Raw genomic sequence first — 11310 nt, forward strand, 5'->3', positions numbered from 1 at the left:
GCTCCCTCATGGTTCACACACGAGGAGCACGTCATGATTAAGCATCTTGCCATCATCGCCGTTGCTGCGGCGGGCATTAGCAGCGCAATTCCAGCCAAGGCCCAGGAGTTCGGCGTCGGCGTCGGTCCGGGAGGCGTTACGGTCGGTGCCGTCGGCCGCGACCGCTATCGCGACGATTATGACCGCGGTTACTACCGCGATCGCCGTGACCGCAACGAGACCGTGATCATCAAGCGCAGCCGTGATCGTGACCGTGGCTATTACGATGGCGGCGTCGAACGTCGTACTGTCATCGAACGCTACTAATATTGCGCCGAACGAGAGGCGGCCCTTCCTCGGAAGGGCCGTTTTTTCGTGCGTGATGGAAGCCTCAGAACATTGAGTGACAGGACCATGGCAACTGCAGCGACAGTCTGGTGGCAGGCCGGCACCATCTATCAGATCTATCCGCGATCGTTTCAGGACTCCAATGGAGACGGTATCGGCGATCTCGCGGGCATCGTCGGCCGGCTTCCTTATCTGCGGCGGCTCGGCATCGACGCGATCTGGCTGTCGCCGATCTTCCCGTCTCCGATGGCAGACTTCGGCTATGACATATCAGACTATATCGGCGTCGATCCGATCTTCGGTACATCGGCCGATTTCGACGCGCTGGTGGCTGCGGCTCACGGTCATGGTCTAAAGATTATTCTCGATCTGGTGCCGAACCACACCTCGGATCAGCATCCGTGGTTTGTCGAAAGCCGGTCGTCACGCGATAATCCCAAACGCGATTGGTATATCTGGCACGATCCGAAGCCGGACGGCAGCGCGCCGACCAACTGGATGTCCGAATTCGGCGGCAGCTCCTGGCAGTATGACGAGGCCACCCAGCAATATTACTATCACGCCTTTCTCGACAAACAGCCGGACCTGAATTGGCGCAATCCTGCTGTTCGCAACGCCATCTATGAGGTGATGCGGTTCTGGATGCGACGCGGCGTCGATGGCTTCCGCGTCGATGTGATCTGGCATCTGATCAAGGATTCCGAATTTCGCGATAACCCGATAAATCCGAATTTCACGGCCGGGCGCCCGCCACACGAGGCTTTCCTGCCGCTCTATTCCACCGACCGGCCGGAGACGCTGGATGTGGTCGCCGAAATGCGCCGTGTGATCGACGAATTCGACGATCGGGTGCTGATCGGCGAGATCTATCTCCCTTTCGATCGGCTGGTCGCCTATTACGGCAATGACCTGTCGGGCGCACATCTGCCGTTCAACTTCGCGCTGCTCTCCGCGCCGTGGAATGCCTTTGCCATCAGCGAATTGATCGCGCGCTACGAAGCCGCGCTGCCGCTCGGCGCCTGGCCTAACTGGGTGCTGGGCAATCACGACCGGCCGCGCGTCGCCAGCCGGGTTGGCATGGCTCAGGCACGCGTCGCTGCGATGTTGTTGTTGACACTGCGCGGGACGCCGACGCTGTATTATGGCGACGAGATCGGCATGAAGCAGGTGCCTATTGCACCGGATCAGGTTCAGGATCCGTTCGAAAAGAACGTGCCTAGGATTGGTCTCGGCCGCGACGGATGCCGCACGCCGATGCAATGGGGTGCCACCGAGCATGCGGGTTTCACGACCGGTGAGCCCTGGCTGCCGCTGGACACGGACTACCACCATCAGAATGCCGCTGCTCTCGCGGCCGATCCCCATTCGATTCTCAGCCTCTATGTGAAGCTGATCGACTTGCGCAAGCACATGCCTGAACTGGTGTTCGGCGGCTATGAGCCTGTGGACGCTGAGGGCGATGTGCTGGCCTATCGGCGCGTCTATGACGCGCAGACGGTTCTGATCGCCCTCAATCTCAGCGGTGAGCCCGCATCATTGCATGTGGGGGGCGGCGAAATATTGCTAGCGACGGGACTGGATCGCCATGGCGAGAATGTTTCGGGCGCGCTGGAATTATCGGGCAATGAAGGCGTGATCGTCAGGCTGCGGTGAGTAAATTGCACCGCCGTCATGCCTGGGACAAGCCCGGGCATGACGCGAATTTAGTGCAAGGCGTATAAAAGCAGAAGGCGCCGCCGATGTCTCGGCGGCGCCTTGATGCTTGCGAGGCTGCGTAGAGCCGGGCGCTCAGTCCAGACCGATCGTGGTCAGGTCCTGGAACCAGTGCTGGGCCTGCACGAACTTCTTCACCTTCGGCGACAGCGCATGCGGGTTGGTGTCGTGAACGACCCAGACCAGCACGGCGTCGTCGACGATCTGCGCATGGGCTTCGGCCAGCAACTCGTCCTGCTTCTTCGGATCGAAGGTGTTCTTGGCTTCGTCGATCAGCGCATCGACCTTCGGGTTCTTGTAGCCGCCCCAGTTCACGCCGACCGGTGCGGTCTGGCCGGAGTGAAAAAAGCGGACGATGGCGTACAAGGGATCCGAGGTGACGTAGGCGATGTTGTTGGACGTGATGCCCTTCATGCTCTCGTCAGCCGCGCCCTTGCGCCACGCGGTGTAGAGCACTTCGAGTTCGACGACCTTGAATTCGACCTCGACGCCGATTTCCTTGAAGCTCTGCTGCAGGAATTCGTTGATCGGCAATGACAGCATTTGGCCGGTGCCGCCATTGGCGATGATGAAGGTCGCCTTCAGCGGCTTCTCCGGGCCGTAGCCGGCTTCCTTCACCAGCTTCTTGGCTTCGGCCAGATCATATTTGATCTTGAAGGTCGGCTTGCCGAACCACGGGCTCGACGGATCGACCTGACCGATAGCGGGCTTGGCGAGACCGTTCATCAGCGCGACGACGGCATCGCGATCGATGGCGAGGTTCAGCGCCTTGCGCAGGCGGACGTCGGTCCAGGGCGAACCCGGCAGCACGCTGAGGTGATAATTCCAGACATGCGGCGTGACGTTGTCGACGATCTTCATGCCGGCGCCCTTGAGCTGCGGCACAGCGTCGGGAGCAGGGGTCTCGATCAGATCGACCTGACCGGCGAGCAGCGCGTTGGTGCGGGTGAGGGCCTCCGGCATCGGCACGAGCACGAGCTTGTCAGCTTTCGGGATACGCTTCTTGTCCCAATAGTCGGAGTTTTTGCTGAGCTCAGCGAGTTCACGCGGCACCAGCTTGGTCAGCTTGAAAGGGCCGGTGCCCGAGGGCTGCGACGCGAACTTGTCCCAGTCCTTGCCGACCTTCTCATATTGAGCCGGGCTGGAGACAAGGAACCACAGCATCTGATAGGGGAAGAAGCTGTCGACGCTCTTGGTGGTGATCTCGACGGTGCCATCATCGATCTTGGCATAGCTGGCGACCGAGGGCAGGCGGGTCTTTACCTGCGCGCTCTGGCGCTTGTCGAATTGCGGCGCCTTCTCGTTCAGCACCTTGTCGAGATTCCAGATCACCGCATCGGCGTTGAAGTCGCTGCCATCATGAAACTTGACGCCCTTGCGCAAGGTGAAGCGCCACTTGGTCTTGTCGGTGTCGTCGACCTTCCATTCGGTGGCGAGGCCGGGAATGAGTTTGCCGGGACGATCGGCGACATCCATTTCCCAGGCGACGAGCGGATCGTAGATCGTGTAGCCGGTGAACTGGTAGCCTCCGGCGCCGCGATCAGGCTGGCCTGTGGTCAGCGGCACGTCCGCCATCGAGATGCCATAGCGCACCACCGTTTCGGCTTGCGCCGGCGCGGCTGCACCTATGGCGGCGGCGATGGCCGCAACAAATAACGAGCTTCGAACGCGCATAAACCAGACTCCGTATGGTGGGATATTGTCTGCCAGATACCTGCAATCCTGATGCCAGATTGGGCAGGCGGAACGGTCGGTGTGTGCTGGTGTGCTGCAGTGCCGCAGTTTGAGTCATTGCGCTGCAAGGTTGCAGGCCTTGGCACAAGCGTTGCATAAGAATTAGCCAGTTTAGAACAAACCAACACTGGCCAAAGCCAACGTGTCATCCAAAGCCAAGAGGGACTGATTACGATGCGTATCGAAAAGCCGACAAAGAGCCGTCTCGCGGCAGCAATCACGTTGCTGACGCTCGCCACGGCCCTGACCTTGCCACAGGTGGCGCGCGCCGAGACGGTGCTGCGCATCGGCATGACCGCTGCCGATATTCCGCGCACGCTTGGCCAGCCCGATCAGGGCTTCGAAGGCAATCGTTTCACCGGCAATACGATGTATGACGGCCTGACCGGCTGGGATCTGTCGTCCGCGACCAAAGCGAGTGTTGTTATCCCGGCGCTCGCCACTGAGTGGGCAGTGGACGACGCCGACAAGAAGAAGTGGACCTTCAAACTGCGTCCCGGCGTCACTTTCCACGATGGTTCGGCCTTCAATGCGGATGCTGTGGTCTGGAATGTGGACAAGGTGCTCAAACAAGATGCAGTCCAGTTCGACGCCAGCCAGGTCGGTGTGACCGCCTCGCGCATGCCGACCCTGGTGTCGGCCAAGAAGATCGACGACATGACCGTCGAGTTGACCACGAAGGAGCCGGACTCCTTCCTGCCGATCAATCTCACCAACCTCTTTATGGCGAGCCCGACGAAGTGGCAGGCGCTGTTCGACAAGGCCGAAGGCGCCGATGCCAAAGCCAAGTCGCAGGCCGCATGGGCGGCCTTCGCGCGCGAAGCCTCCGGCACCGGCCCGTGGAAGATGTCGAAGTTCACGCCGCGCGAGCGTCTCGAACTGGTGAAGAACGACGCCTACTGGAACAAGGACCGCGTTCCGAAGACCGACAAGATGGTGTTGCTGCCGATGCCGGAAGCCAACGCACGCACTGCTGCGCTGCTGTCGGGGCAGGTCGACTGGGTCGAGGCGCCGGCGCCAGACGCGGTCAAGGAAATCACCGCGCGTGGCTTCAAGATCGAGAAGAACGAGCAGCCGCATGTCTGGCCGTGGCAGTTCTCCCGTGCCGAAGGCTCACCGTGGAACGACATCCGCGTCCGTAAGGCCGCCAATCTCTGCATCGATCGCGAAGGTCTGAAGGATGGTCTGCTCGCCGGTCTGATGGTGCCCGCGAGCGGGACCTTCGAGCCCGGTCACCCCTGGCGCGGCAAGCCGACCTTCGAAATCAAGTATGATCTGAAGGCAGCACAAGCGTTGATGAAGGAAGCCGGTTACGGTCCCACCAAGAAGCTCGAAGTGAAGACGCAGACCTCGGCGTCCGGCTCCGGCCAGATGCTGCCGCTGCCGATGAACGAATATCTGCAGCAGGCGCTGGCGGAGTGCTACTTCGACGTCAAGCTCGACGTCATCGAATGGAATACGCTGTTCACCAACTGGCGCCGCGGCGTCAAGGATCCCTCGGCGAACGGCTCCAACGCCACCAACGTCACCTATGCGGCGATGGATCCGTTCTTCGCACTGGTTCGCTTCCTGCAGTCGTCGATGGCACCGCCGGTCTCGAACAATTGGGGCTTCATCAACAATCCGAAGTTCGATGAACTGGTGACCAAGGCACGCACCACCTTCGACGCGACGGCACGTGATGCGGCTCTGGCCGAGCTTCACGCGGCTTCTGTCGACGACGCAGCCTTCCTCTACGTGGCCCACGACGTCGGTCCGCGTGCGCTAAGCCCGAAGATCAAGGGCTTCGTACAGCCGAAGAGCTGGTTCGTCGACTTCTCGCCGGTGTCGATCACGCCGTAAGCAACAAGCGAATATCGGCCGCACATTGTGCAGCCGATATTCGCGCGAACCTCTCCACGTCATGGCCGGGCTTGACCCGGCCATCCACGCCTTCTTCGCTGCAAAGACGTGGATGCCCGGGTCAGGCCCGGGCATGACGAACGAGGGGGCAGAGTTTCTGAATCGAAGGTGATCAGTGTTCGTCTACATCGCGCGACGCGTCGTCTATGTGATTCCTATCGTCCTCAGCGTGGCGCTGGTGTGTTTCCTGCTGGTGCACATTACGCCCGGGGATCCTCTCGTTGCCATTCTTCCCGCTGACGCATCGCAGGAGCTGGCGCAGCAACTGCGCGTCGCCTACGGCTTCGATCGTCCGCTGCCGGTGCAGTTCGGCCTTTGGCTGTGGCGCGCGCTACACGGCGATCTCGGCAGCTCCATCGCCACCGGACGTCCTGTTCTGGCGGAGGTGATGAAAGCCGTCGGCAATACCGTGACGCTGGCGATCGCCGCCGCCGCCATCGGCTTCACGCTCGGTCTGTTCTTCGGGCTGATCGCCGGCTACTTCCGCGATACCTGGATCGACAAGGTCGCGACCTCGATTGCCATCGCCGGCGTCTCCGTGCCGCATTACTGGCTCGGCATGGTGCTGGTCATCATCTTCTCGGTGCAGCTCAATTGGCTGCCTGCGGTCGGTGCCGGGCCGGGCGGTTCGGGCTCATGGGCCTGGGACTGGGAGCACATCAAATATCTCGTGCTGCCGGCGATCACGACATCGGTCATTCCGATGGGCATCGTGACGCGCACAGTGCGCGCGCTTACCGGCGATATCCTGTCGCAGGATTTCGTCGAAGCGCTGCGCGCCAAGGGCTTGCAGCAAACCAAGGTGTTTCGTCACGTCATCAAGAACGCTGCGCCGACGGCGCTGGCCGTGATGGGCCTGCAGCTTGGCTACATGCTCGGCGGTTCGATCCTGATCGAGACTGTGTTCTCGTGGCCCGGTTCGGGGCTTCTTTTGAACTCCGCAATCTTCCAGCGCGACCTGCCGCTGCTGCAGGGCACGATCCTGGTGCTGGCGCTGTTCTTCGTGTTCCTCAATCTTCTGGTCGATATCGCGCAGGCGTCGATCGATCCGCGCATCAAGCGGAGCTGACCATGCTGGATATCCTCTCATGACCGCGATGACAGACACTGCACTGCAGGCGGCGCCTGCCACCAAGGCCCGCGGCTATTGGGCCACGGTCGGCCGCCGCATCGTGCGCGACAAGGTCAGCATGGCCTGCGCGTTCATTCTGCTGCTGATCTTCCTGGCTGCGATCTTTGCGCCCTATCTGCATCTCGCAGATCCCTATCAGGGCTCCATGATTCGCCGTTTGCGTTTCATCGGCACACCCAACTATCCGCTCGGCACCGACGAACTCGGCCGCGACATGCTGGCGCGCCTGATCTATGGCGGGCGACTGTCGCTGCTGATCGGCATCCTGCCGGTAATCCTGGCCTTCTTCATCGGGACGGGGCTTGGCGTTGTGGCCGGCTATGTCGGCGGGAAGCTCAACACTGCGATCATGCGCACCGTCGACGTGTTCTACGCGTTCCCGTCGGTGCTGCTGGCGATTGCGATTTCCGGCGCTCTGGGCGCCGGCATCGTCAATTCGATCGTGTCGCTGACCATCGTCTTCGTGCCGCAGATCACGCGTGTCGCTGAAAGCGTCACGACCGGCGTGCGCAACATGGACTATGTGGAAGCCGCGCGTGCCTCCGGCGCGAACGCCTTCACCATCATGCGGGTGCACATGCTCGGCAACGTGCTGGGCTCCATCTTCGTTTACGCGACAGGGCTGATCTCGGTGTCGATGATCCTCGCCGCGGGCCTGTCGTTCCTTGGTCTCGGCACCAAGCCGCCGGAACCGGAATGGGGCCTGATGCTGAACACCCTGCGCACGGCGATCTATGTCAATCCATGGGTGGCAGCACTCCCTGGCGCGATGATCTTCGCCGTGTCGATCTGTTTCAATCTGCTGAGCGACGGCATGCGCAGTGCCATGGACATCCGGAACTGATGGCATGAGTGATATTGTAGAAGAAATCGACAAGTTGGAGCCGCTGGAGGATATCGGCGGTGTTGCACAGCCGCTGTTACAGGTGGTCAGTCTGACCAAGCACTTCCCCGTGCGCGGCGGATTGTTCGCGCCGAGCAAGACCGTGCGCGCGGTGGACGATGTGTCGTTCGCCATCGCCAAGGGTGAAACCGTTGGTATCGTCGGCGAGTCCGGCTGCGGAAAATCGACGACGGCGCGGTTGCTGATGCATCTGATGCCGCGCAATTCCGGCGATATCATCTATGACGGCCGCACTGTCGGGCGCGAGCTCTCGTTACGCGAGCTGCGCCGCGGCATGCAGATGGTGTTCCAGGACAGCTATGCCTCGCTCAACCCGCGTCTGACCATCGAAGAATCGATCGCCTTCGGACCGAAGGTGCACGGCATGGCCGACAAAGCCGCGCGACTGCTGGCGCGGGAGCTGCTCGGGAAGGTCGGCCTGCGGCCGGAGACCTTCGCCAATCGCTATCCGCATGAAATCTCGGGCGGCCAGCGGCAGCGCGTCAACATCGCGCGTGCGCTGGCGCTGTCGCCGCGTCTCGTCATTCTCGATGAAGCGGTCTCGGCGCTCGATAAATCGGTCGAGGCACAGGTGCTCAACCTGCTGGTCGATCTCAAGCGCGAATTCGGCCTGACCTATCTGTTCATCAGCCACGATCTCAACGTGGTGCGCTACATCTCCGACCGCGTGCTGGTGATGTATCTCGGCGAGGTTGTCGAACTCGGCCCGGTGGATGAGGTCTGGGACAAGCCGGCGCACCCCTACACGCGCGCGCTCCTGGCCGCGATGCCGTCGTCCGATCCCGACAAGCGCACGGAAACGCCGCCGATCACCGGCGACCCGCCGAACCCGATCGATCCACCGTCCGGCTGTCGCTTCCACACACGCTGCCCCTTTGCCGAAGCGATGTGCGGCGAGGCGACGCCGAAGCTGACTGAAATCACTGTGACCGGCCATCAGGCCGCCTGTTACATGGCGATCCCGGGTTCCGGCCACAGCAAATCACCTGCTGCAGGAGCGCACTGACATGACCAAACCGACTGCCAAGCAGATCAAGGCGCTGACCGAAGTCAGCGGCCTTCCCGCATCCGACGAGGTTGCGGAGCGCATCGCCAATTCGATCGGCCCGGCCTTCGAAGGATTCGCGGCCGTGGCCGGGACCCTGCCGTTCGATCTCGAGCCCGCGACCTTCCTCGCCGTTCAGAATACGAAGGCTGCCAAATGAGTGTCACCGAACCCGCATTGCTGTCGCTGACGGAAGTCGCCGACGCCATCGCGACCAAGAAAATCTCCTCGCGGGAGGCCACGCAGTCGTGCCTCGATCGCGCTGTGAAGTCTCAGCCGAGCCTCAACGCCTACATGTCGATCGAGGCCGATGCCGCGCTGACGGCGGCAGACGCAGCCGATGCGGCGCTCGCCAGCGGGCAAAGCCGCGGCGTACTGCACGGCGTGCCGCTGGCACATAAGGACATGTATTACGACGAGGGACACGTCGTGACCTGCGGCTCGCACATCCGCCGCGACTGGGTGGCCACCACGACGGCGACGTCGCTGCAGCGCTTGAAGGATGCCGGCACGGTGCGGCTCGGTTCGCTGCAGATGGTCGAATTCGCCTATGGTCCGCTTGGCCATAACGTGCATTACGGCGCCGTGCATAACCCGTGGCATGTCGATCACGTCACCGGCGGTTCATCGTCAGGTTCGGGCTCGGCCGTTGCAGCGCGTCTCACATTTGCGGCGCTTGGCTCCGACACCGGCGGATCGATCCGCCTGCCGGCGCATTTCTGCGGCGTCTCCGGTTTGAAGACGACGGTGGGTCTGGTCAGCCGCGCCGGCGCGATGCCGCTGTCGCAATCGCTCGATACGGTCGGTCCGCTGGCGCGTACCGTGGAAGATTGCGCGCTGTTGACTGGCCTGATGGCTGGCGCCGATCCGCTCGATCCAACCACCAGCATGCGCCCTGTGCCGGACTACATGGCGGCGACGCGCGCCTCCGCCAAAGGCATGACCGTCGGCATTCCCAAGGCGTTCTATGTCGACGATCTCGACGCTGATACGGCGGCCATTCTGCAGAATACCATCGCGGCGCTGAAAGATGAAGGCGTCAAGATCGTCGAAGTCGATCTGCCCAATCAGGGTCAACTCACGGCGGCCTGCCAGTTCGTGCTCGCGACGGAAGCTGCGGCGATGCACAAGCGCTGGATGATCGAGCGCCCGCAGGATTATGGCGCGCAGGTGCTGATGCGGCTGCAGAACGGTCTCGCGATCACCGGCGTCTCCTATATCGAGGCGCTGCGCTGGCGCGGTCCGGCACTTGCGGCCTATCTGGCTGCGGTGACCGGCACTGATGCGGTGCTCGCTCCGGTCTCGCCTGGCGCGGCTCCGACCATTGCCGAGACCGATGTCGGCAACAGCTCGGGTGCTGAAGCGATGATCCAGCGGCTGACGCGCTTTACGCGGCCGATTAACTATCTCGGTCTGCCCGGTCTCTCGATCCCGGCCGGCTTCACCAAGTCGAAGCTACCGGTCGGCATGCAGCTGATCGGCCGTCCGTTCGATGAAGCGACGCTGCTGACGATCGGTGCCGCATTCCAGCGCGCCACGGACTTCCACAAACAGTGCCCGGAGTTGGCATGAGCAATCTTGTCGAGGTTCGCAATCTCAACGTCCGGTTCGGCGGCGAACGCACCGTCTATGCAGTCAACGATCTCAACCTGACGCTCGGCGAAGGCGAGGTGCTCGGGCTGCTCGGCGAGTCCGGGTCGGGCAAGAGCGTCACCTTGCGCGCGCTGATGCGGCTGCTGCCGAAGAAGCGCACGCAGATCACCGGCACGGTCAATGTGCTCGGCAAGGACGTGCTGGCACTCGACGATGACGAACTCTCGGCGTTTCGCGGCCAGACGGTGTCGATGATCTTCCAGGAGCCGGCGCTGGCGCTGGATCCGGTCTATACGATCGGCCAGCAGATCGCCGAAAGCGTGATGCGGCACGAGGGCAAGAGCCAGGCCGAGGGCGTGAAGCGCGCGCTCGAAATGCTCGAAGTCGTGCGTATCCCCTCCGCCAAGCGTCGCCTCGATGCCTATCCGCATGAAATGTCCGGCGGCATGCGGCAGCGCGCAATGATCGCGCTGGCATTGGCCTGCAAGCCGAAGATCCTGCTCGCGGATGAGCCGACCACGGCGCTCGATGCCACCGTGCAGATCCAGATCCTGTTGCTGCTGCGCGAGCTGCAGCGCGAATTCGGCATGTCGATCATCTTCGTCACGCACGATATCGGCGTGGCCATCGAAATCTGCGATCGCGTGGCCGTGATGTATGCCGGCCAGATCGTCGAACAGGGCACGCTGAGCCAGATCGTGCGCTCGGCCGTGCATCCCTATCCGCAGGGGCTGCTGGCCTCCACTGTGCACGGCGCCAAGCGCGGGGCGCGTCTGGAGACCATTCCCGGTACGCCGCCGTCGCTGGACAAGCCGCCGGTGAATTGCTCCTTCGCGCCGCGCTGCAAATTCGCCCAGCCGCGCTGCGTCGAGGCGCCGCCGCCGAATGTCGAACTCGCCGACAATCGTGTGGTGCGGTGCATTCTGGCGGAGCAGGCGGCAGCGGCAGTGCCGGCCTGAC

10 protein-coding genes are annotated in these 11310 nt (G+C 62.4%); 9 read left to right on the forward strand and 1 reads right to left on the reverse strand.

The genetic code is table 11. The annotated features are described in order from the left end of the window. Nucleotides 1-33: 33 nt before the first annotated feature. Nucleotides 34-306: a hypothetical protein gene (locus tag AB8A23_RS10010; protein ID WP_120287064.1), complete on the forward strand. Its 273-nt coding sequence runs from the start codon at nt 34-36 to the stop codon at nt 304-306. 87 nt (nt 307-393) lie between these two features. Then, nucleotides 394-1980, forward strand: coding sequence for an alpha-amylase family glycosyl hydrolase (locus tag AB8A23_RS10015; RefSeq protein ID WP_120287063.1), 1587 nt, complete (start codon nt 394-396; stop codon nt 1978-1980). A gap of 135 nt (nt 1981-2115) precedes the next feature. Here AB8A23_RS10015 and AB8A23_RS10020 read toward each other — a convergent pair whose 3' ends face one another. Continuing rightward, nucleotides 2116-3714, reverse strand: coding sequence for an ABC transporter substrate-binding protein (locus AB8A23_RS10020; RefSeq protein ID WP_120287062.1), 1599 nt, complete (start codon nt 3712-3714; stop codon nt 2116-2118). 234 nt (nt 3715-3948) lie between these two features. Here AB8A23_RS10020 and AB8A23_RS10025 point away from each other — a divergent pair, with 234 nt between their 5' ends. From AB8A23_RS10025 to AB8A23_RS10055, 7 genes are all read left to right on the forward strand, one after another. Next, nucleotides 3949-5616: an ABC transporter substrate-binding protein gene (locus AB8A23_RS10025; RefSeq protein WP_120287061.1), complete on the forward strand. Its 1668-nt coding sequence runs from the start codon at nt 3949-3951 to the stop codon at nt 5614-5616. Between the two features lie 175 nt (nt 5617-5791). Then, a complete protein-coding gene (locus tag AB8A23_RS10030) occupies nt 5792-6745 on the forward strand; it encodes an ABC transporter permease (protein WP_120287060.1) in 954 nt (317 codons plus the stop codon). Nucleotides 6746-6773: 28 nt separating this feature from the next. After that, nucleotides 6774-7652 (forward strand): ABC transporter permease, encoded by an 879-nt coding sequence (locus AB8A23_RS10035; protein WP_170849596.1) that lies wholly within the window; start codon nt 6774-6776, stop codon nt 7650-7652. Nucleotides 7653-7656: 4 nt separating this feature from the next. Further along, entirely contained in the window at nt 7657-8718 is a 1062-nt protein-coding gene (locus tag AB8A23_RS10040; RefSeq protein ID WP_120287059.1) for an oligopeptide/dipeptide ABC transporter ATP-binding protein, read from the forward strand. 1 nt (nt 8719) lies between these two features. After that, nucleotides 8720-8917, forward strand: a complete 198-nt coding sequence (locus AB8A23_RS10045) for a hypothetical protein (RefSeq protein ID WP_120287058.1) — start codon at nt 8720-8722, stop codon at nt 8915-8917. After that, nucleotides 8914-10329 carry an amidase gene (locus AB8A23_RS10050; protein ID WP_120287057.1) on the forward strand — a complete coding sequence of 472 codons (1416 nt, stop codon included), beginning with the start codon at nt 8914-8916 and terminating at the stop codon, nt 10327-10329. Before AB8A23_RS10045 ends, AB8A23_RS10050 begins: the two co-directional genes overlap by 4 nt. Continuing rightward, entirely contained in the window at nt 10326-11309 is a 984-nt protein-coding gene (locus AB8A23_RS10055) for an ABC transporter ATP-binding protein (RefSeq protein WP_093757055.1), read from the forward strand. Before AB8A23_RS10050 ends, AB8A23_RS10055 begins: the two co-directional genes overlap by 4 nt. Nucleotide 11310 lies beyond the last annotated feature (1 nt).

It is taken from the genome of Tardiphaga sp. 619_E2_N8_4 (assembly GCF_051810905.1).
GTDB classification, from domain to species: domain Bacteria; phylum Pseudomonadota; class Alphaproteobacteria; order Rhizobiales; family Xanthobacteraceae; genus Tardiphaga; species Tardiphaga robiniae.